The organism is Sphingomonas sp. (assembly GCF_019749955.1).
Taxonomy (GTDB): Bacteria; Pseudomonadota; Alphaproteobacteria; order Sphingomonadales; family Sphingomonadaceae; genus Sphingomonas.
Genome location: NZ_JAIEPC010000075.1, coordinates 1 through 20,448, shown reverse-complemented (window position 1 = coordinate 20,448; position 20,448 = coordinate 1). Strand labels below are relative to the sequence as shown.

20 protein-coding genes are annotated in these 20,448 nt (G+C 62.7%); 11 read left to right on the top strand and 9 right to left on the bottom strand.

Annotated elements, in window-relative coordinates; all coding sequences use genetic code 11:
• Window positions 1-31 precede the first annotated feature (31 nt).
• The 9 genes from K2W81_RS13510 (at window position 32) to K2W81_RS13470 (ending at window position 8,246) form a co-directional block, all read left to right on the top strand.
• The gene (locus tag K2W81_RS13510; protein ID WP_294105195.1) at window positions 32-949 is read left to right on the top strand and encodes an iron ABC transporter permease; all 918 of its coding nucleotides are present in this window, start codon (window positions 32-34) and stop codon (window positions 947-949) included.
• The gene (locus K2W81_RS13505) at window positions 946-1,716 is read left to right on the top strand and encodes an ABC transporter ATP-binding protein (RefSeq protein ID WP_294105168.1); all 771 of its coding nucleotides are present in this window, start codon (window positions 946-948) and stop codon (window positions 1,714-1,716) included. The genes K2W81_RS13510 and K2W81_RS13505 overlap by 4 nt, the downstream gene beginning before the upstream one ends.
• Window positions 1,713-2,639: an adenosylcobinamide-phosphate synthase CbiB gene (gene cbiB / locus K2W81_RS13500; RefSeq protein WP_294105165.1), complete on the top strand. Its 927-nt coding sequence runs from the start codon at window positions 1,713-1,715 to the stop codon at window positions 2,637-2,639. The genes K2W81_RS13505 and cbiB overlap by 4 nt, the downstream gene beginning before the upstream one ends.
• The gene (locus K2W81_RS13495; protein ID WP_294105162.1) at window positions 2,627-4,087 is read left to right on the top strand and encodes a cobyric acid synthase; all 1,461 of its coding nucleotides are present in this window, start codon (window positions 2,627-2,629) and stop codon (window positions 4,085-4,087) included. Before cbiB ends, K2W81_RS13495 begins: the two co-directional genes overlap by 13 nt.
• Window positions 4,087-4,722: a 5,6-dimethylbenzimidazole synthase gene (gene bluB, locus K2W81_RS13490; protein ID WP_294105160.1), complete on the top strand. Its 636-nt coding sequence runs from the start codon at window positions 4,087-4,089 to the stop codon at window positions 4,720-4,722. Before K2W81_RS13495 ends, bluB begins: the two co-directional genes overlap by 1 nt.
• A complete protein-coding gene (gene cobT / locus K2W81_RS13485) occupies window positions 4,722-5,720 on the top strand; it encodes a nicotinate-nucleotide--dimethylbenzimidazole phosphoribosyltransferase (RefSeq protein ID WP_294105157.1) in 999 nt (332 codons plus the stop codon). Before bluB ends, cobT begins: the two co-directional genes overlap by 1 nt.
• Window positions 5,720-6,514: an adenosylcobinamide-GDP ribazoletransferase gene (locus K2W81_RS13480; RefSeq protein WP_294105155.1), complete on the top strand. Its 795-nt coding sequence runs from the start codon at window positions 5,720-5,722 to the stop codon at window positions 6,512-6,514. Before cobT ends, K2W81_RS13480 begins: the two co-directional genes overlap by 1 nt.
• 14 nt (window positions 6,515-6,528) lie before the next feature.
• A complete protein-coding gene (locus K2W81_RS13475) occupies window positions 6,529-7,071 on the top strand; it encodes a histidine phosphatase family protein (RefSeq protein WP_294105152.1) in 543 nt (180 codons plus the stop codon).
• Window positions 7,072-7,282: 211 nt separating this feature from the next.
• Window positions 7,283-8,246 (top strand): IS630 family transposase gene (locus tag K2W81_RS13470; protein ID WP_294105150.1). Its coding sequence is split into 2 segments (ribosomal slippage): window positions 7,283-7,645 and window positions 7,647-8,246, totalling 963 coding nucleotides; the frame shifts between segments, so codons are not numbered across the junction.
• A 581-nt stretch (window positions 8,247-8,827) separates the two neighbouring features.
• Here K2W81_RS13470 and K2W81_RS13465 read toward each other — a convergent pair.
• From K2W81_RS13465 to K2W81_RS13455, 3 genes are read right to left on the bottom strand one after another with little or no spacing between them, the layout of a single operon-like run.
• On the bottom strand, window positions 8,828-10,021 hold the full coding sequence (locus tag K2W81_RS13465; protein WP_294105149.1) for a lipid-transfer protein: 1,194 nt from the start codon (window positions 10,019-10,021) through the stop codon (window positions 8,828-8,830).
• A 47-nt stretch (window positions 10,022-10,068) separates the two neighbouring features.
• Entirely contained in the window at window positions 10,069-11,211 is a 1,143-nt protein-coding gene (locus K2W81_RS13460; protein ID WP_294105147.1) for a CaiB/BaiF CoA-transferase family protein, read from the bottom strand.
• Window positions 11,208-12,350, bottom strand: coding sequence for an acyl-CoA dehydrogenase family protein (locus K2W81_RS13455; RefSeq protein WP_294105145.1), 1,143 nt, complete (start codon window positions 12,348-12,350; stop codon window positions 11,208-11,210). The genes K2W81_RS13460 and K2W81_RS13455 overlap by 4 nt, the downstream gene beginning before the upstream one ends.
• A gap of 205 nt (window positions 12,351-12,555) precedes the next feature.
• Here K2W81_RS13455 and K2W81_RS13450 point away from each other — a divergent pair, with 205 nt between their 5' ends.
• Window positions 12,556-14,151, top strand: a complete 1,596-nt coding sequence (locus tag K2W81_RS13450; protein ID WP_294105144.1) for an AMP-binding protein — start codon at window positions 12,556-12,558, stop codon at window positions 14,149-14,151.
• A gap of 101 nt (window positions 14,152-14,252) precedes the next feature.
• Here K2W81_RS13450 and K2W81_RS13445 read toward each other — a convergent pair whose 3' ends face one another.
• The 6 genes from K2W81_RS13445 to K2W81_RS13420 form a co-directional block, all read right to left on the bottom strand.
• Complete coding sequence (locus tag K2W81_RS13445) at window positions 14,253-15,029, bottom strand: enoyl-CoA hydratase-related protein (protein WP_294105141.1); 777 nt, start codon at window positions 15,027-15,029, stop codon at window positions 14,253-14,255.
• 5 nt (window positions 15,030-15,034) lie between these two features.
• Window positions 15,035-15,865, bottom strand: coding sequence for an SDR family NAD(P)-dependent oxidoreductase (locus tag K2W81_RS13440; RefSeq protein WP_294105140.1), 831 nt, complete (start codon window positions 15,863-15,865; stop codon window positions 15,035-15,037).
• Between the two features lie 43 nt (window positions 15,866-15,908).
• A complete protein-coding gene (locus K2W81_RS13435) occupies window positions 15,909-16,328 on the bottom strand; it encodes a MaoC family dehydratase (protein WP_294105138.1) in 420 nt (139 codons plus the stop codon).
• A gap of 16 nt (window positions 16,329-16,344) precedes the next feature.
• Window positions 16,345-16,785 (bottom strand): MaoC family dehydratase N-terminal domain-containing protein, encoded by a 441-nt coding sequence (locus tag K2W81_RS13430; RefSeq protein WP_294105136.1) that lies wholly within the window; start codon window positions 16,783-16,785, stop codon window positions 16,345-16,347.
• A 102-nt stretch (window positions 16,786-16,887) separates the two neighbouring features.
• Window positions 16,888-17,805, bottom strand: coding sequence for a LysR family transcriptional regulator (locus tag K2W81_RS13425; protein WP_294105134.1), 918 nt, complete (start codon window positions 17,803-17,805; stop codon window positions 16,888-16,890).
• Between the two features lie 149 nt (window positions 17,806-17,954).
• Window positions 17,955-18,374, bottom strand: coding sequence for a TolC family protein (locus K2W81_RS13420; RefSeq protein ID WP_294105194.1), 420 nt, complete (start codon window positions 18,372-18,374; stop codon window positions 17,955-17,957).
• 745 nt (window positions 18,375-19,119) lie between these two features.
• On the opposite strand from K2W81_RS13420, the gene K2W81_RS13415 reads away from it, so the two are divergent.
• Entirely contained in the window at window positions 19,120-20,286 is a 1,167-nt protein-coding gene (locus tag K2W81_RS13415; protein ID WP_294105132.1) for an SEC-C metal-binding domain-containing protein, read from the top strand.
• Window positions 20,287-20,448 lie beyond the last annotated feature (162 nt).

Genomic DNA, 20,448 nt, shown 5'->3' with positions numbered 1-20,448 from the left:
CTGTGCACTAACGCTCGCGCTCGTCGCGGCGATGCTGCTGTCCTTGATCGCGGGTAAAGTCTGGGTCCCGCCCGCGATCCTCGGCAGCGATGACCCGCGCGCGTTGATCATCATGGAATTGCGCCTGCCACGGACGTTGCTGGCGGCTTTGGTCGGTGCTGCACTTGGCATGTCGGGCGCGGCGATGCAGGGCTATCTTCGCAATCCGCTGGCGGATCCCGGCCTGTTCGGCGTTTCATCAGGCGCTGCACTTGGCGCCGTTATCTCGCTATTCTTCGGCTATGCCGCGCAGGCATGGCTATTGCCAACCTTTGCGCTGACCGGGGCGGCGGCAGCGATGGCGTTGCTCGCGCTGCTTATCGGCCGGTCGGGCAGCTTAATCGTCTTCACGCTCGGCGGCGTGATCCTGTCCAGTATTGCGGGGTCGATGACCGCGCTGGCAATCAGTCTGGCACCGACACCTTTCGCGACATCGCAGATCGTGACCTGGCTGATGGGAGCTTTGACCGATCGGAGCTGGGATGATGTAACGATCGCCCTGCCACTGATCGCAATCGGTATCGCGCTGCTCGCGGCGACCGCGCGCTCACTTGATGTGCTCACACTAGGAGAGCCCGCCGCTCGATCGATGGGGGTAGATCCGTTGCGCCTGCAGCTACTGATCATCGGCGGCGTGGGGCTGTGCGTCGGCGCGTCGGTGGCGGCGGCCGGGATCATCGGCTTTGTCGGCCTGATCGTGCCGCATCTCGTCCGCCCCTTTGTCGGCCATCGGCCATCGGCTGTGTTGCTGCCTTCGGCGATCGCTGGCGCCCTGCTGCTGGTGGTTGCCGACAGCGTCGTGCGCGCCGCACCCACCGTCAGCGAGTTGCGCCTCGGCATCGCCATGTCGATGCTGGGGGGCCCCTTCTTCCTGGTGCTCCTCCTCCGGATGCGGCGGCAATTGCCATGAGCCTGATCACGCGTCACCTCTCGCTGATGCTCGGTGGCACACAGGTGCTCGACCGCGTGGATACATGCTTTGAACGGGGCCGCGTTACTGCCATTCTCGGCCCCAACGGTGCGGGGAAATCGAGCCTGCTCAGTTGCCTTGTCGGACTTCACCTGCCCGATAGCGGGACCGTAGATCTGGACGGAACATCGCGTGCGCAGATCTATCGCCGCGACCTTGCGCGCAGGATCGGCTATCTGCCGCAGACCGCGGATGTTCACTGGGATGTCGATGTCGAGACACTGGTTGCGCTTGGCCGGTTTCCCCACCGCGGGCGCTGGGGCGCCAATGATGCGGATCGGACCGCGATCGCCGCCGCCATGGCCGCGACCGACGTAACGGGCCTCGCAGGACGCATCGTCAACACATTGTCAGGCGGCGAGCGGGGCCGCGCCTTGCTTGCTCGCGTGCTGGCGGGCACGCCCGAATGGCTGCTCGCCGACGAGCCGTTGGCGAGCCTTGACCCGGCGCATCAGCTCGATGTTCTCGATTGCCTCCGGTCTATCGCGCGGCAAGGCGCCGGGGTCATTGTCGTCCTCCACGATCTCAATCAGGCAGCACGCGTGGCCGATGAGGTTCTACTTATGCGGAGCGGGCGCGTGATCGCGCACGGTATGCCGGATGCCGTACTGACACCCGATCGCATCGCCGAGACATATGGCGTGTCGGCCTTTGTCGGACACACGCCCGACGGGCAACGGTTCCTGATTGCCACAGGTCGCGCGTGACCGATCGGGCCACACTGCTATTGGCCGCACTGATGACAGAGGCGGTGATCGGCTATCCGGCGTGGCTGTTTGCCGCAGCTGGGCATCCCGTGAGCTGGACGGGCGCGTTGATCGCGCGGTTGGAGAGCGATTGGAACATAGGATCGGGCACACGGCGCAGGGCAATGGGGATCGCGGTCGTTGGCGTCATCATAGCGGCATCGGGCGGCGTTGGCTGGGCTGTCATGGCTGCGCTCGATGATGGGTGGGCGGTTATGGTGTTCGTCCTCATTGTGACCACCGGCCTGGCGCAGCGCAGCCTTCACGATCATGTCGCTGCCGTTGCCCGGCCCCTTGCCGCCAGAAACCTGTCCGCCGCCCGTGTCGCGGTATCGGAGATCGTCGGGCGCGATACGCAGGCGCTCGACGAGAGTAGCGTTAGTGTTGCAGCGATCGAGAGCCTTGCCGAAAGCTTTTGCGATGGCGTCGTTGCGCCTGCCTTCTGGTTCCTCATTGCCGGGCTCCCCGGAATGCTGATCTGCAAGGCGGTCAACACCGCCGATTCGATGATCGGGCATCGCGACGCACGTCACCGTGACTTCGGCTGGGCGGCGGCTCGCACGGATGATCTGATGATGCTCATCCCGGCCCGGCTTTCAGGTTTGATGATCGCTGCTGCCGGTCGCGGCGGGCTGCCCATGATGTGGCGCGATGCGCGCAAGCACGCCTCGCCCAATGGCGGTTGGCCCGAAGCTGCAATGTCCAGCGCGCTGGGGCGTCGGCTGGGTGGACCGGTCAGCTATGAAAGCGAGCCGAGCGACCGAGCCTGGCTCGGTGATGGCCCCGCGCCTGACGCTGCCGATCTGGTGCGCGCTCTGTCAATTTATCACCGCGCCTGCCTTTTGCTCTGGGTAATCGTCGGAGTCATCGCATGGCCGCGCTGATGCTGCAGGGCACCGGCTCGGACGTTGGCAAGTCGGTGCTGGTCGCCGGGCTCTGCCGTCTTTTCACTAATCGCAGGCTCAATGTCCTGCCGTTCAAGCCGCAAAATATGTCCAACAATGCCGCCGTAACCGAGGATGGCGGCGAGATTGGCCGCGCACAAGCACTTCAGGCGCTGGCGTGTCGCGTCCCGCCAAGCACCGATATGAACCCGGTGTTGATCAAGCCGCAATCCGACACTGGCGCGCAAGTCGTCGTCCATGGCCGCGTTATCGGCCAATTGGGTGCGGGCGATTATCAGGACCGCAAAGGGGCGCTGCTGGACGCCGTGATGGAAAGCTATGCCAAGCTAAGCGGGCGTGCGGACCTCGTGATCGTCGAGGGCGCGGGCAGCCCGGCGGAGATCAATCTGCGGCGCGGCGACATTGCCAATATGGGTTTCGCGCGCGCGGCGGGGGTGCCTGTCGTCCTTGTCGGCGATATTGATCGCGGTGGCGTGATCGCCTCGATCGTCGGGACCAAAGCAGTCATCGATCCGGATGACGCTACGATGATCAAGGGCTTTCTGATAAACAAGTTTCGGGGCGACCCGCGCCTGTTTGACTATGGCTATGCCGAGATCGCACGGCGCACTGGCTGGCCGGGACTGGGCGTGGTGCCATGGATTGCCGCCGCGCGCGATCTGCCCGCCGAGGATGCGGTGGTGCTCGATAGGGCGGTCGCAACAGGCGGCGGCGTCACCATTGCCGTACCGATGCTCTCCCGCATCGCCAATTTCGACGATTTCGATCCGCTGATTCACGAACCGGCCGTCCGGCTGGTCTTCGTGCAGCCCGGCCAGCCAATCCCGGCGGACGCCGGGCTTATCATTCTGCCCGGCACCAAGGCGACCATCGCCGACCTCGCTTTCCTGCGTGCGCAGGGCTGGGATATCGACGTCGCCGCGCATGTACGGCGCGGAGGCGCCTTGCTCGGCATTTGCGGCGGTTATCAGATGCTCGGCCAGACGATCGAGGACCCCGATGGCGTTGAGGGTTCGCCGGAAACCGTGTCGGGGTTGGGTTATCTGCCCGTCACCACCCGGCTGACCGGCGACAAGCGCGTGGTCGATGTCACCGGCACGAGTCTGCGGGAAGGTGCGGCTTTTGCGGGTTATGAAATCCATGTCGGGCGGACGTCGGCGCTGGCATCGGTGCAGCCGTTGCTGAGGCTTGCCGATAGCACGCACGACGGCGTGGTCAGCGCCGATGGGCGGATTGCGGGCTGCTATATCCACCGGTTGTTCGATCACCCCGCCCAGCGTAGCGCCTGGCTGGCGCGGCTGGGTGTGCAATGCGATGGCGTGGCGCAGGAACACCGCGTCGATCAAGCGCTCGACGCGGTGGCGGCTGGGCTGGAACAGCATGTCGATATTGCGCGGCTGCTCGATATTGCGGGGTACAGGCCATAATGGAGACGACGTTCGACGCGGGGTTCCGCGAGCAGCTCAACAGCCTATTGGCTTGGCGCCGCGATGTGCGGCATTTTGACACCCGCCCCCTGCCCGAAGGTCTGCTCAGCACGCTGCTCGATACCGCTTGTCATGGCCCCTCGGTAGGTAATGCGCAGCCCTGGCGCTTCGTCCGCATCGTCTCGCCCGACCGCCGCGCTGCCCTTATCTCCGAAGTCGATTCGCAAAAACTTGACGCTGGCGAGAGCTATTCTGGCGAGCGAAAGGCGCTTTACGATAACCTCAAGCTCCACGGTCTGCGCGAGGCGCCCGAGATCGTCGCGGTGTTCTGTGACGAGCAGGGCGAGGCAGGCCACGGCCTTGGCCGCGCGACGATGCCCGAAACCCTGTGCTGGTCGGTGGTGACCGCGGTGCACACCGTGTGGCTCACCGCCCGCGCGCATGGCGTCGGGCTTGGCTGGGTGTCGATCATCGAGCCTGCGGGTATGAACGCGCTGCTTAATGTGCCCGCGGATTGGCGCTTTATCGCCCTGCTGTGCTTGGGCTATCCCGAGCGCCCGAGCGAGACGCCCGAGCTAGTCCGGCATGGCTGGCAGGACCGTCTCGCTGCAGACACGATCCGGTTGGAGCGCTGATGATCACCCGAGAAGACATTCAGGCCCGGCTCGATTCGCTTGCCAAACCGGTCGGCAGCTTGGGACGGCTGGAGGCGTTAGCGGTCGAACTGGCCATGGCCAGCCAGTCGCTCACCCCCCTTACTCGCCCGCGCCGCCTTGTGCTGTTTGCCGCCGATCATGGCGTGGTCGCCCAGGGCGTGACACTCTGGCCCTCGACGGTGACCACCGCGATGGTCGAGACGATCCTGCGCGGCAAAGCGAGCAGCACCGCGCTCGCGCAGACCAATGGCGTCGATGTCCGGGTGGTCGATGCGGGGATGGCGCAGCCAACGCGCCCGCCTTGGCCTGCGCACTTCAACGCGGCGGCGGTCGCACGCGGCACGACGGACCTCAGCCGAGGCCCGGCGATGTCGGTGGACCAGTTTAACTCTGCCTGGGCGCTGGGCGAGGCGGAGGCCCAAGCCGCGATCAAGGCAGGCCACCGCCTGCTGATTGCGGGCGAAATGGGCATCGGCAACACCACTGCCGCCGCCTGCCTCACCCATGCGCTGACCGGGATCAATGCCGACACTGCAACGGGGAGCGGCGCGGGCGCGGATGCTGCGATGCGTGCTATCAAGCGAGATATCGTCGCCGCTGCGGTCGCTGCGCTCGACGGCCGCACGGACAAAGCCGCGCTGGCGGCGATCGCCGGGTTAGAGATCGCCGCGATTGCGGGGTTCTATGCCGCCGCCGCACGACAGGGAATCCCGGTGCTGCTCGATGGCTATGTCACTACTTCCGCCGCGCTGATCGCCGAGCGGCTTTGTCCGGGGACGCGCGCGGCGATGATCGCAGGTCATCTGTCCGCCGAGCCCGGCCACCGCGCGGCGCTGGCGCAATTGGGGCTTACCCCGGTGCTCGAATGGCAGATGCGGTTGGGCGAAGGCAGCGGCGCATTGGTCGCCCTGCCGCTGCTCGACAGCGCCGCCGCCATACTGCGCGATGTTGCGCGGTTGGCGGACCTAGGCGTCTGATGGCCGGCCGCTGCCCATGGTGGGCACCACCCCTGCTGGCCTTACAGTTCCTGACGCGGCTGCCGGTGACTGCGACCGATCGGCTGTCGGGAGAGGCGGTGCGCGCTGGGCTGACTCTCGCAGTCGGCTGGTTTCCGCTGGTTGGAGCACTGATTGGCGCCGTCACTGCAACGATCACTCTTGGTGCAATGGCACTCTGGCCAGCACCCGTCGCGGTTCTGCTCGCGCTCGCCATCGAAGCGCTAATGACCGGTGCCTTCCACGAAGATGCCGTGGCCGACTTTTGCGATGCTTTTGGCGGCGGCCAGACAGCAGAGGACGTGCGCCGCATCATGAAGGACAGCCGCATCGGTAGCTATGGCACGGTCGGTCTTCTGCTTGCACTTAGTCTGCGGGCGACGTTGATGATCGCCGTGCTGGAGCGATTTGATGGGCTGACTGCGGCCCTGGTCATCACGGCTTCGGCCTGTTTCGGGCGTTGGCTGATTGTTGCCCTGATGGCCATTGTGACCCCAGCGCCCAGCGGCACCGGCCTCACGAAGGATATTGCTGCGGGCGTGGGTCTGAGCAGCTTGGCCTTTGCGTCGCTGGTCGCCCTGCCGATTCTGACCCTTGTCACCCTTCATGCTCCAATCGCGATGATTGGCGGGCTGGCCGTTGCCCTGGTTTTTCTACTTTGGTTTCGCGCACTTCTTATCCGCCGGATTGGCGGGAGCACCGGCGACTGCCTCGGCTTTGCGGCCTATGTCGGTCAACTCATGCTTCTCTTGGCTGCCGCCGCGGCCACGCCATGACAGCCACACTATTGATGGTGCGCCACACCGAGGTCGCGCGACACTGGAAAGGACGCTGCTATGGTGCCAGCGATGTTGGCCTGAGCCGTGCCGGCGCTGCCCATGCCAGGTCGCTCGCCTCCACCATCGCCGCGTGGTGCCCTGATATCGTTATCCATTCGAATCTGCGTCGAACGCGGATTCTCGCGCTACAGATTGCCGCGATCGCAAAGGTCGAAGCTATTGCAGACGCGAACTGGCGCGAACGTGATTTCGGCGATTGGGAGGGGAAAAGCTGGCTGGCAATCTACCGCTCCACCGGCAATGCGATGGACGGGATGATCACTGCGCCGGACAGCTTTCGCCCAGGCGGCGGCGAGACAACGACCGAACTGGCAGACCGAACATTGGACGCAATCGCCCGATTGACCGCGCGGCGTGTCGCCGTCGTGACCCATGGCGGGCCGATTGCGGCGGCGCAGGGAAGATCGGCGGGCCTGCCGGAACATGAGTGGTTGGCGCTGGTGCCGAGATACGGTGAAACGTGGGAAAGACCCATGAACGACGGTTTTTGTTAAGAGTAGCCACTGGGAAACCGGCTTACCAACCGCCAGCATTGGTCGCCGATCCACTATCGTCTCAAAGGTATCCGCCGCTCGGCAACTGGCCGACTCCGGTCGTCTGGTTGATGCGAAGGCTAGAGCAGCTTCAGGTTGAGCGGAATCGCGTTAGGGGATTCCCTTTGCGCTGATCGTGTGATTCATAGGGAGCCGTCACGAGGAGGCGGCGATGGGTTGGCGGTCGGGTCAGAGTTATTCGCAGGATTTGCGGGATCGGGTGCTTGCGGCGGTCGATGGCGGGATGCCGGTTCGGCAGGCGGCACCGGTGTTCAAGGTGAGCATCGCCTATATCTACAAGGCGTTGATCCGGCGGCGGCTGACCGGCGAGAGTGGCGTGAAGGCGACCCGAGGACATCGACCGCGCAAGCTCTCGCCCGATCAGGAGCTGGCGCTGGCGGCGCATATTCGCGCGCGACCGGGCATCACGCTGGCGCAGGTTCAGGCCTGGCTCGCGGCGGACCACGGCGTCACGCTCAGCACAGGCGGGCTGTGGAATGCGGTTCGGCGTCTGGGTCTGTCTTTCAAAAAAAGCCCTGCGCGCCGCCGAGCAGGACCGGCCTGACGTAGCGGCCCGCCGCAAGCTGTGGCGCGCCGCCCAGCCGTTCATCGACCCTGAAACGCTGGTCTTTCTCGACGAGACCGGCGTGAACACCAAGATGGCGCGGCTCTACGGCTGGGCACCGGTCGGCGAGCGATGCCGCGACAGCGTCCCGTTCGGGCATTGGAAGACGATGACGTTCATCGCTGGCCTGCGTCTCTCAGGCATGACCGCGCCTTGGGTGCTCGATGGGGCAATGGATGGCGACGCCTTCAAAGCTTATATCGGCCAAGTCCTGGCCCCGACGCTGCGGCGGGGCGATGTCGTGGTGCTCGACAATCTGCCCGCGCATAAGGTCGCCGGCATCCGAGAGGCGATCACCGCGCGCCACGCTCAGATCTTCTACCTGCCGCCCTACAGCCCAGATATGAACCCGATCGAAATGGCGTTCTCCAAGCTCAAGGCGCTATTACGCCAGGAACCTGCGCGAACTATCGACGGCTTGGTCGAGCGGATCGGCCACCTCCTCGATCGCTTCCCGCCCAACGAATGCGCAAACTTCTTCCATGCCGCCGGGTATCAACGCTCAATGTGAAAATGCTCTAGATCCCATGATGGTGATATCAGGTTGCATACAAAAGACCCACAAGCCGACAGTCAGGGCATCCAATCGGCTCGCCGAAACCGGACGTTGGTTCATATTCTGCAGCCAGGTCCGTCTGATGGTAGAGAGGGCCGATGGCTGCCTCTAACAATTTCAGGCGCGAACAACGTCGCGTTGCGATCAGGATGGCGGCGGCGCTCTGTGTTACCATTCTGGTGACGGCAGGTTGCATGTATTTAAGTGTCCCAGCTTCTCGTCCGATGCCGGATCGCCTAATTGCCGTCGCAAGAGCTGACCTGTTTGTTCTCTTCTGGCTTGTCGCGACGATCGGAAATGTCGCGCGACTACGTTTCTTCTCGGCGAACGATATCGCCGGTAGCGCCTCCACTAAAGTCACTGCGGATATAAGCCGCCCCGCGCCGGACAAACATAACGAATATGTGTCGCCGTTTGTGATACGATGGTTTGAGACCGGTTATACCTTTGAGGAATTTCGCACTGAATATCATTCGACTGCGGCCTCACAGAACTCTGGTAGGTTTCGCATCGACGATCGCTGTCGAAGAAACAGTTCAGACCTTTTCATAAAGCGTTACCACACAGGCTCCGCCTAGCCCGAGGTTGTGCTGCAGCGCGTGGCGCACCCCTTCAACCTGGCGTGCTTCGGCCGTGCCGCGTAGCTGGTGGGTCAGTTCATAGCATTGCGCAAGGCCGGTCGCGCCGAGCGGATGCCCCTTGGACAACAACCCGCCCGACGGGTTAGTGACGACCTTGCCGCCATAGCTGTTGTCGCCATCGGCGATGAACCGGGCCGCCTCGCCTTCGTCGCAAAGCCCGAGCCCCTCATAGGTGATGAGCTCATTATGCGCGAAGCAATCGTGTAGTTCGGCGACCTTGATATCGTCAGGGCCGACGCCGGCGGCTTCGTACACGGCCTTGGACGCGCGCGCCGTCATGTCATAGCCGACCAGTTGCATCATGCTGCGCGAGTCGAGCGTCGACGGGCTGTCGGTGGTCATCGTTTGCGCCGCGATACGGACCGTCGCCCGGAGAGCGTGACGCTTGGCGAAGTCCGCCGAGACAAGCAGCGCCGCCGCGGCCCCGCAGGTCGGCGGGCACGCCATTGGCCGCGTCATCACGTCGGGCCAGATCAGCTGGGCGGCCATGACATCGTCCTCGCTCATTTCGGTTCGGAACAGCGCAAGGGGGTTGTTCGCGGCATGGCGGCTTGCTTTGGCGCGAATACGGGCGAAGTCACGCATGGTCGTGCCGAAACGCTGATTATGCTCACGCCCGGCGCCGCCAAAGTATTTGAGCGCCATTGGCAAGTCGACATCGACCAGATCGGCGCAGACTTCGTCAAAGTCGGCAAACGGACTTGGCCGATCGTCAAATACCGAGCCAAGCGCGCCGGGTTTCATCTGCTCAAAACCAACCGCGAGCACGCATTCGGCCATCCCGCTCGCCACTGCCTGGCGCGCGAGGAAGAGCGCAGTCGAGCCGGTGGAACAATTATTGTTGACGTTGACGATCGGAATGCCCGTCATTCCCGCGCTGTAAATCACGCGCTGGCCAGCGCAACTGTCGCCATAGACATAGCCGGCATAGGCTTGGTCGACATCGGCATAATCGATGCCGCCGTCGTTCAGCGCGAGCTGGATCGCGGCCGCGCCCATCGCGTCATAGGCCTCGGAAGCGCCCGGCTTGAGGAAGGGAATCATCCCAACGCCGGCGACCAATACGTCGCGGCCCTGTGTTGTGTTCATCATGTCATCCTTTCAATGTTCCGGCGAGGCAGGCCCGCCACCAAGGGTCAAACAATCACGCCATTGGCGCGGAGCTGGGCAATTTCATCGCTGGTCACACCGTAGCCTTGCAGCGCCACGTCAACCGCATCGGTGCCAAGCGCGATCGGTTTCGGCATGGCATTCGGCGTTGCGGAAAAACGCGGCGCAGGCATCGGCTGCATTACGCCGTCCACCTCAGCAAAGGTTGCGCGCGTGCGATTATGCGGATGGCGGGCGGCTTCGTTCATCGACAGCACGGGGGCAAAGCACACGTCGCTGCCCTCCATCAAGGCACACCATTCGTCGCGCGATCGGGTGAGGAACAGCGTCTCGAGCCGGGCGCGCTGCTGTGGCCAGCTCGCTCGATCGTGTTGGCGTGCGAAGGCGGGATCGTCGGCCAGCCCCAGCTTTTCCAGCAACAGGCGGTAGAATTGCGGTTCTATCGAGCCGATCGCGATATAGCGGCCATCGGCGGTCTCATAGCTGTCGTAGAACGGCGCGCCGGTGTCGATCAGATTGACACCGCGCTCGTCGCGCCATTGTCCTGCTGCATAAGTCGACCACATCATCGTCATCAACAGCGCGCTGCCATCGGTCATCGCGCAATCGACCACCTGACCCTGACCCGTCTTTCCGGCGGCAATCAGTCCGGCAAGCATCCCGAAGGCGAGCATCATCGCACCGCCGCCGAAATCGCCGACCAGATTGATCGCCGGGGTCGGCTTGTCGCCCGCGCGGCCCGAGGCATGCAGCGCGCCGCTCAGCCCGATATAGTTGATGTCGTGCCCGGCGGCCTGCGCCAGCGGCCCGTTCTGCCCCCACCCTGTCATCCGGCCATAGACCAGACGCGGATTGTCGGCGAACAGCGTGTCCGGCCCCAGTCCGAGCCGCTCCATCACGCCGGGTCGAAATCCCTCGATCAGGCCATCAGCGCCTGCCGCCAGCCGACGCAACAGGGCGGTGCCTTCCGGATGCTTCAGGTCGACGCTCAATCCGGTGCGCGAGCGGTTGAGCAGATCATGCTGTGCGTCGACCAGCATCGTCGCCGCGCCCGGCCGGTCGATCCGGATCACCTCGGCACCGTGATCGGCGAGCATCATGCCGCAAAAGGGGGCTGGACCCAGTCCGGCCATCTCGATGATGCGCACGCCTGCCAGTGCACCGCTCATAACGAGCGCCCGATGATTTCCTTCATGATCTCCGACGTGCCGCCATAGATCCGCTGGACCCGCGCATCGCGCCACATCCGCGCGATCGGATATTCGTTCATATAGCCCGCACCGCCGTGCAGTTGCAGCGCGGCATCGACGATCAGCCACTGTGTCTCGGTGTGCCAGAGTTTTGCCGCCGACGCTTCGGCGGCGGTCAGTTTGCCCTCGACCAGCCGAGCGATCGCCCAGTCGAGGTGCGCCCAGCCTACCTGCAGCCGCGATTGCAGATCGGCGAGCGTGAAGCGCGTGTTCTGAAAATCGAACACCGTCTTGCCGAACGCGCTGCGATCTTTGGCGAACGTAACCGCCTGGTCGAATGCACCCTGTGCCGCAGTCTGGGCATAGATCGCCACTGCCAGGCGTTCCTGCGGCAGCTGGTTCATCAGGCACGCAAACCCGGCATGTTCCGGCCCCAGTAAATTCGTCGTGGGCACGCAGACGTCTTCGAAAAACAGTTCGGACGTGTCGGCGGAATGACAGCCGATCTTGTCTAGGTTGCGCCCGCGCTTGAAGCCAGTCCGGTCAGCCTCGACAAGGATCAGCGAGGTTCCCTTGGACCCGCCATCGGGCGCGGTACGCGCGACGACGATAACCAGATCGGCATGCTGGCCATTGGTGATATAGGTCTTGCTGCCGTTGATGATGTAATGGTCGCCATCGCGTTTCGCCGTAGTCCGGATGCCCTGCAGGTCGGATCCGGCACCGGGCTCGGTCATCGCGATGGCCGTAACGATCTCGCCCGTCACCATGCGCGGCAGATACTGCCGCTTCTGTTCATCGCTGCCATAAGCGACGAAATATTCGGCGGTGATGTCCGATTGCAGGCAGATGCCCGGGATCGACCCGAGATAACCAAATTCCTCGTCAGTCACTGCATTGAAGCGGAAATCCAGCCCCGGCCCGCCATATTCCTCGGGCACATTGGGGCAGATCAACCCGGCTTCGCCCGCCGCCAGCCAGAAGGAGCGCGGGATGATGCCCTCGGCTTCCCACTGGTCGAGATAGGGCAGATATTCGCGCGCCATGAACCGGCGCAGCGAATCCCGGAATGCATCATGATCTGACGAATAGCCGGTGCGCCCAGCGGGGTTCAGCAAGTCAATCTCCTAACGCCAAGTTTCGCCACGAGCACCACGACGGCACGGTTTCACAGTACCGATCGATGCCGGTGCCGCGCCAATTCATTGTCATGGAGTGCTATTCCGGTGAGGAATAGTCGCCGCCGGCTTCGTTCGCCATGAAGCGGCGGAATGGTCCGCAATCATAAGGAATTTGACATTCTGGCCAGTCGCTTCACGCTGCATGGCGAAGGCAAAAATTCTTGCAAAATGCAATTATTGGCGCGTCAGGGGTTTCTTCATGCTGCTCGTCCATGCCGTCCAGTCCAGCGCTCAATTTCGTCACAGCATGATCGCAACAGAAGACCAGGGCACTGCCCGAAACTGGGCTGAAACCGCTGACCGCGTCGCCCGGATTGCCGACGGGCTGCGCGCGATAGGCATCCGGCCTGGTGACAGAATTGGCTTGCTCAGCCTCAACTCAGCGGCATTCCTTGAGGCTCAGCTGGCGATCTGGTGGATGGGCGGCGTGCTTGTGGCGATGAACTATCGATGGAGCCTTGAGGAACACCTGTATAGCGTTGACGATGCCGGATTAACGCTCCTGTTCCACGATGCCGAGCATCGGGAGATTGCAGTGCAGATCGCCGGGCAGCGCCCGGTCGCCATTGTCACGCTTGATGGTGAGAGAATACCGGAAGAAGCATCGATCGCTGCCATGATCGCGACGCGAGACGCCGGGCCGGCGCATGATGGGCCGAACGATGCGCTCGCTGGTATCTATTACACGGGTGGGACCACCGGCTTCCCGAAGGGCGTCATGCTGTCGCACATGGCGCTATGGGCAGCCGCAGTCGGTATCAGCGGGATTGTCGGAATGACCGAACAATCGATTCTGCTGCATGCGGCACCCATGTTTCATCTCGGCGATGGTGCGCTGTCGCACGCTGCGTTGATCGCGGGCGCAAAGCATGTCTTCATCCGGCGCTTTGATCCTGAACAGGCGATGCAAGTTATCGAGCAGACGGCGGTCACGATCACATTGTTGCCGCCAACAATGCTTGCCATGGTCCAACAGCATCGCGATTATCGCCCATCCCGGCTCGCCAGCATGCGTTCTTTGCTATTTGGCGCCTCGCCAATGTCGCCCGCGCTGCTTGCGAACATTCGCGCCGATCTGCCCAGTCTCAGTCTCATACATGCCTACGGTCAGACAGAGATGGGGCCATCGATCAGCTCGCTCGATCCGGCCCATCAGTTGCCAAATGGCCCCAAGGCGATGTCAATCGGCCGGCCCATGCCGGGTGTCCAGGTGCGGATCGTCGATAGCGACGGACGGGACGCGGTCGATGGAGCGCCCGGTGAAATTCTCGCGCGCAGCCCGGCAATGATGTCTGGCTATTGGAACAAGCCGGACGAAACAGCACACACGATAGTGAACGGCTGGATTCATACAGGCGACGTCGCGTATCGCGATTGCGACGGATTCATGTTCATCTGCGACCGGGTAAAGGACATGATCATAACAGGGGGCGAGAACGTCTTCTCGGCCGAGGTCGAGAACGCCGTCGAGGCCCATCCAGCGGTCGCCCAAGTCGCCGTAATCGGCATTCCAGACCCCGATTATGGCGAGCGTGTTCATGCCGTCATCGTCGTCCGGCCGCAGCAGTCGATTACGATTGAGGAGTTGATCGCCCATTGCAGGGTCAGGATAGCCAATTACAAATGCCCAAGGTCGATGGAGGTTCGCGAAAGCCTGCCGCTATCGGCTACGGGCAAGGTGCTCAAACGTGATCTGCGCGCGCCCCATTGGATCGGTCAGGACCGCGGGATCGCCTGAGTATCCGTGCCCCTCATTCGATCCAGTCACTGGCAAAGCGGATCAATGGTACTAAGCGGCGATCTTACCGGTCGGCCTCCTTGGTCGACAGATTGTCGTCCTTAGTGCCCCTCAAAACGCGGTGGACGTTTCTCGACAAACGCCGCCGCTCCTTCGCGCAGATCGGCGGTCACGAATGCCTTGACCTGATTGTCTGCCTCCAGCGCGAGCACGTCGGCCAGCGGCATCGCCCAGCAATCCTCCAGCTGTCGCTTGATCATCGCCATCGCGATCGGTGGCCCATCGGCGAGCTTGGTCGCGATACGGAGTGCTTCGTCCATCAGCGCATCGTCGGGAACGGTCTTCCACACCAGCCCGCACGCCTCGGCTTCGGCGGCGCGCAGCGGTTCGCCGAGCAGCGCCATGCCGCGGGCGCGGATCGGGCCGATCGCACGCTGGATGATCGCCGACGTCGCGCCGTCAAGCGTCGCACCGAGGCGGACGAAACTGAGAAGGAACAGCGCAGACGCGCCTGCGATGACGATGTCGCCGGCCAGCGCCAGCCCGACTCCGGCCCCCGCCGCCGGGCCGTTGATCGCGGTGACCACCGGCTTGTCACTGGTCCGCAGCCTGGTGATGAGCGGGGTGATCGTCGTGCGCATGATCTCGCCGATATCGCCACCCGATGCGAAGATCTCCTCACCCATCTGCGCGCCCGAGCAAAAGCCCTTGCCAGCGCCGGTGATGAGCAAGGCACGCACCGCATCATCGTCCACCGCATCGTAGATCGCCTGAAGCAGATCAGCGCTCATTTGCGGCCCGAGAGCGTTGTAGTTGTCGGGCGTGTTGAGCGTGATAACGCCCACATTGCCAACAACTTCGAGTGTTGCGTGCGCCATGAAGGTCAAATCCCCGTCAGACCGCCGCTGCACATCAGCGTCTGGCCGCTAACGTAATCGGATTCGGGGATGCAGAACAGATACACCGCGCCCGCCGCTTCTTCGGGCGTGCCGCCGCGACCGAGCGGAATGGTACGCTCCATCATGTCCATCAGCTCGGGGTTGACGCCGACCTTGATCTCGCGGCCATCGATAGTGGCGGTGCCCTTTTCAAGCGTGCTGCCGGTCAGGCGCGTCTTGATCAGGCCATAAGCGACGGCATTCACCGTCACCGCCATCCGGCCCCATTCCTTGGCCAGCGTCATCGTCATGCCGACGATACCCGCCTTGCCTGCGGCATAGTTCATCTGACCGGCATTGCCGAACAGCCCCGCCATCGACGAAATGTTGACGATCTTGCGGACGTTGCGCACGCCCGCGTCGCCATCGGCCTTGTGCAGCGCGCGGATAACCGGCTGAGCCGCGCGCAAAATGCGAAATGGCGCGGTCAGATGGACGTCGATCATCGCATACCATTGTTCGTCGGTCATCTTCTGGATGACGCTGTCCCAGGTATAACCGGCATTGTTGATGATGATGTCGACACCTTTATAGTGTTCGAGTGCCGTGCCGATGAAGCGATCGGCAAAGTCAGGCGCAGATACGCTGCCAGAGCAGGCCACCGCGTCGCCGCCCATTGCGCGGATTTCCGCAACAACATCGTTGGCGGGATCCGCATCGAGATCGTTGACGACGACCCGGGCGCCTTCTGACGCCAGCTTGAGCGCGATGGCCCGGCCGATGCCGCGTCCCGATCCTGTGACCAGCGCCGTCTTGCCGTCCAGCTTCGCGGTCATATCGTTCGTCTCCGTTCTTGAGGGTTCAGGCGAGTCTGGGGGTTCAGGCGAGCGCGACCAACGCGTCGCCGAGGATCTTGCTCTGCCCGAACTGGTTAGCGCTGCTGATCTCGACCCGCACACAGGCTTCGCCTTCATGGTCGAGCCGCTCGGTGACCTTGCCCGCGCAGGTCATCTGGTTGCCGATGTGCGTGATCCCGACAAAGCGCGCATTGAACTGGCGGAGTTGCCCCTGCGGCACCCAGTTGGTGATCAGACGCCCCAGCCAGGCCATACCAAGCATGCCATGCGCGAACACATCGGGCATCCCCGATTTGCGCGCAAAATCAATGTCGATATGAATCGGGTTATGGTCGCCGGATGCGCCGCAAAACAGCGCCAGCATGGTGCGATTGACCGGCGGCAGCGCCAGTTCGGGCAGCACATCGCCGACTGTCGGATCGAAAACCGCATTCCCGTTCATCGTCCCCGCTCCTTGCTCAATGCCGCACAACGGTCGTGCCGCGCATTTTGGCAACGACTTTGCCGTTCTGGTTGGTGACGATGTTTTCAGTGATGATGAATTCCAGCGCACCGTTTTTCTTGTCGTAGATGTCGACGATGCTGGTCGAGATCGCCACGACATCGCCGACGACGACCGGCGCCAGATAGTCGAACTGCTGTTCCCCGTGCAGCACCTTGCCGATCGGCACGTTCATCCGGTCGAGCATGTCGAACATGACGCCCGAATCCATCGTGCCCGCCATCAAGAAGGTCGGCGGCACCGGAATGTCCGTGTAGCCAGCCGCACGCGCCGCGTCGCCGTTGAGGTAGATCGGGTTGGTCTCGCCGATCGCCTCGGCAAAAAATTTCAGTCGCGCCGCATCGATCGACAACTTCGATTCAACAAGGCTCGCCCCGATGAACGAACGGTCAATCACCGCAACACTCCTTTTGATCGCACCGTTGTGACGGTGCGGTTTGCTATCGGTGCGGTGCTAGACGTGAGCGGTCAGGCCCGTCCAATTCCAAAGCCGCCAAGGTTATTCCGATGAGGCATGATCGGCGCTGCCGGTCCCGAAGTGGCGCGCGAGCGTGGCCAGCAATGCCCGGACATTGCGCTTCGGTTCCCAACGGGCGCGATAGGCGCAACACATTCGCGCGGGGGTAAATAAATCGAACGGCAGAAACTGGAATTTGTCCGCGAAGGATCCTTTCGGGCGAAAATCGGCGCTGACGATTCCGATCGCGTCGCTTGCCTCGACAATTTCACGAACGATGGGGAAGAAATCAGCAATGTGGATGTTGGCCGATCCGTCCCGTCCATAGCTTGGATAAAGGCTGCGAACGAGTTCGCCATAGGGCCGTGAATCTGACGGCCCCACGAACGGATAGCGGGCAATCTCGTTGATTGTCAGGGTGGTGATATCGAGCAGGGGATGACCGCGCCGGACAAACATGCCGACTTTCAGCACCGGCATCGCAACCCGTGCCAGTTCAGGCCATTCATCAAAGGCCGCATCGAAACCGAAAGCGATGTCGATCAACCCGGCGCGCAGTTGCGCGACAATTGTTTCGAACGAACCCGCCGTCATCTGAACGCGGATCGACGGATAGTCGCGAATCAATTGGCCCAGTGGATCAGCAAGCAGCCACTCCAACGAGGCCGGACACACGCCGATCCGTAATGCGCCACTGTACGGATTCGCCTTTGCCTCGGGCTTGAGCAGGTCGCGCGCATCTTCGAGCAGGCTCGAGGCTCGCTCGACAAACGCGCGCCCTTCGACGGTTACCTCGGCACCCCGCGCCGAGCGCGAGAAGAGCGCATAACCGAGCTGGTCTTCGAGATCGGCTATCCCCTTCGTCACGGCGGACTGGGTGACTCCAACCTGTTCTGCGGCCTTGGTGAAGGATTGTGTGCGTGCGACCGCAACGGCATAAGTAAGGCGATTGTCGAGCATCGGACACCTCTTTCGCCACAACTGCCCGTGTCCGGGTTCCGTCGCAAGCATCGCGCCGGTTTCGTTACAGTCCGATGATGCTCGATCAGTTCACACCAAACTTACCGTAGAAACGACCCACATGCCCTTTGACGCGGTGCAGCGCTTCCTTAGCGTGGTGGGAAAGGGGTACCGAGACCGCCGCCGAGCGCAGCATGGAGCGACACAATGCTGTTGAGCTCGGCGCCCCGCAGCCCGATCAACGTCTGTTGCGTGACAAAGAGGCTACGCTCCGCATCGAGCACCTCCAGAAAACGCGCCACACCATTTTGATATCGTCGGCTGGCAAGCCGGGCAAGAGCCAGTTGCGCATCTACCCCGCGCTGCTGCGCAGCTATTTGCTCGGCCAGATAGCGGCGATTGGCAAGCGCATCAGACACTTCGCGAAATGCAACTTGGACAGTGCGTTCAGAGGTCGCGACCTCTATGGATTCGCGGGCCCGGGCGACCGTAAGATCGCCCTTGCGTGCGTCCCAGAGCGAGTGGTCCGGAAGGCCTAAATCCCGACCCCGCGCCCACGCAGCGCAAATTGTTGAAAACAGTTCATCAGCACCTGTTGGAAGCGATAGTGCATTTGGAGAACTGCACGGACACCGACGCGCCGTCGTTGGGCCCTTTCCTCAAGGCACGATTGCACCTTAGCCAAGCCGAACGCCAGCGACGGATCACCATACAGTCGATCATCTCAAGCCTCGCAGCAACTGGGTCAGTGCCAGTCGCGGCGTTTTCCGACCACCAGCAGTCACGATCCGAGCTGGACAATTTCCGCACTCATTATGTGCGATCTTGGAAGCCGGAAACCATGCAAGCAGACTGGAAAGGCTACTGTGCCGCCCGGGCAGAGAAATGTCGGAAACTTCGGGACAGCATTGAGCATGAGCAACTTTTGTTTGGGCGTTTGTGATCGGCCTTTTAACGTCTGCGACTAACGATTGCGATCAGCAGCGAGGCCGGACAGCTTACCTTCAAACGACCCTGACTAGGGCGGGTCCGACCAGGCCGCTTTCGGGCAGCGACGACCCACTCGCAGACATTCAAAGCCGTATCGCCGCCTTCCGGAACCGGACGTTCGTTCAGGCGAAGCTGATGGCTTGGATGCGCCCGGTTCGGAGCTTTGGACGGCACCGTGGCAGATTTGCGCCGACAAGCTGATACTCAACAATTGCTCGAGAACATCGCAGCCTAGCTTACCCTCGGTCGCAAATGTCCGGGCCCGGCGCCTAGCCAGAGCCGGTCTATCCTTGAACGGCCGGATTGACGACCGATATGTGGTGCATGCTCGCCCACCCGTCGCTCACATCTCCCTATACCGGACCGCCTCGGCCGAGAGCCCAGGCGACGATGGGGCGCAACGAGCCGTGCTGGTGTGGTCAGGGCATAAAGTGGAAGAAGTGCCATGCGGGGCGGGAGAGCCAGCCTCGCTTTAATGTCTTCGACGTTGAGGACGATGCCCGCAAGCGGGGTCGCAAGGGATATTGCTCGCACTCCTTTGCAGGCACCGGCTGTTCCAACATCATCAAGGCTCATACGGTTCAGCGTAACGGCGGCCTGGCCGCGATCGCCGAGGGTAAGTCGCGCGTGCTTAGCGTTAAGGCGAACCTCCGGGCTATGATTGATCACAACGGAAATCCCCCTCCGACCGAGGTTGGTATCGGTGATGCGTCGGTGTTCCCGGGCTTCTGCGGTTCACATGATGATGAAATCTTCAAGCCAATCGAGGGCAAAGACGTCGGGCTTACGGTGGATGAGGCCTTGCTGTTCGCCTACCGCGCCATCGCATACGAGCGCTTCACGAAAGCGGTCCAAGTGACGAATGCGCCGATCCAGCGGCAGATGGACCGGGGCCTGCCGTTGCACATCCAAGAAGCGATCCAAGTCAGGTGCCACCTGACCGAGGCGGGAGCCCGCCGCGGCCTTACCGAGGTCGAGGCGCTTCTTCAAAACTACCGCGAACGCATCGAGCATGGCCAAACCGCTGGCTTCCATTATCGCGCCTATCGCTTCGACACGACGCTGCCCCTCGCCGGCTGCGGTGGCTATATGCCCGAACTCGCGATCGACGGCACCCGGCTCCAGCACCTCGCCCGCGGCACGGCAGCGCTGGAGCAGCTGACACTCACCATCACCACGTACGCCGGCAAGAGCATTGCGATGTTCGCATGGATCGGGCCGAACGACGGCCCTTCCGGCACATATCTCGATGCTTTCGATAAACTCGTTGCCTCGGAGAAGGCAGATGCGCTTGTCCAGATCGCCTTCGAGCAGATGGAGAACATCTTCTTTAGGAAGAGCTGGTGGGAGGGTCTCCCTGCCGGGCAGCGTGCTGACCTGACTCGTCGCATACGGAGCGGTGTCGGACTAACCGTTCGGTCGCCCGGCTATTACAAACGCAGCACACCACTGACCGCCGAATCGACCGTGATAGAGGAGACGCGCGGTTGAACGGCATCATTCCCGACGAGCCGGACTTCGAGACGATGCTGGGTGGCGCGCTTGACGTCATCGACCCAATTGTCGCCATTCGATGCGCCGAGCGGCATTCCTCAAACTTGCCTTTCGTTCAGGAACGTGGCCACGCCTCGCTGAAGGTCCGGACTTGGGACA

Excerpts from the sequence above, each read along its gene's own strand:
- K2W81_RS13510 (WP_294105195.1), top strand. The coding sequence starts at position 32 with ATGCTGCTGTCCTTGATCGCGGGTAAAGTCTGGGTCCCGCCCGCGATC.
- K2W81_RS13505 (WP_294105168.1), top strand. The coding sequence starts at position 946 with ATGAGCCTGATCACGCGTCACCTCTCGCTGATGCTCGGTGGCACACAG.
- K2W81_RS13495 (WP_294105162.1), top strand. The coding sequence starts at position 2,627 with ATGGCCGCGCTGATGCTGCAGGGCACCGGCTCGGACGTTGGCAAGTCG.
- bluB (WP_294105160.1), top strand. The coding sequence starts at position 4,087 with ATGGAGACGACGTTCGACGCGGGGTTCCGCGAGCAGCTCAACAGCCTA.
- cobT (WP_294105157.1), top strand. The coding sequence starts at position 4,722 with ATGATCACCCGAGAAGACATTCAGGCCCGGCTCGATTCGCTTGCCAAA.
- K2W81_RS13480 (WP_294105155.1), top strand. The coding sequence starts at position 5,720 with ATGGCCGGCCGCTGCCCATGGTGGGCACCACCCCTGCTGGCCTTACAG.
- K2W81_RS13475 (WP_294105152.1), top strand. The coding sequence starts at position 6,529 with ATGGTGCGCCACACCGAGGTCGCGCGACACTGGAAAGGACGCTGCTAT.
- K2W81_RS13465 (WP_294105149.1), bottom strand. The coding sequence starts at position 10,021 with ATGAACACAACACAGGGCCGCGACGTATTGGTCGCCGGCGTTGGGATG.
- K2W81_RS13460 (WP_294105147.1), bottom strand. The coding sequence starts at position 11,211 with ATGAGCGGTGCACTGGCAGGCGTGCGCATCATCGAGATGGCCGGACTG.
- K2W81_RS13450 (WP_294105144.1), top strand. The coding sequence starts at position 12,556 with ATGGCGAAGGCAAAAATTCTTGCAAAATGCAATTATTGGCGCGTCAGG.
- K2W81_RS13445 (WP_294105141.1), bottom strand. The coding sequence starts at position 15,029 with ATGGCGCACGCAACACTCGAAGTTGTTGGCAATGTGGGCGTTATCACG.
- K2W81_RS13440 (WP_294105140.1), bottom strand. The coding sequence starts at position 15,865 with ATGACCGCGAAGCTGGACGGCAAGACGGCGCTGGTCACAGGATCGGGA.
- K2W81_RS13435 (WP_294105138.1), bottom strand. The coding sequence starts at position 16,328 with ATGAACGGGAATGCGGTTTTCGATCCGACAGTCGGCGATGTGCTGCCC.
- K2W81_RS13425 (WP_294105134.1), bottom strand. The coding sequence starts at position 17,805 with ATGCTCGACAATCGCCTTACTTATGCCGTTGCGGTCGCACGCACACAA.
- K2W81_RS13415 (WP_294105132.1), top strand. The coding sequence starts at position 19,120 with ATGCTCGCCCACCCGTCGCTCACATCTCCCTATACCGGACCGCCTCGG.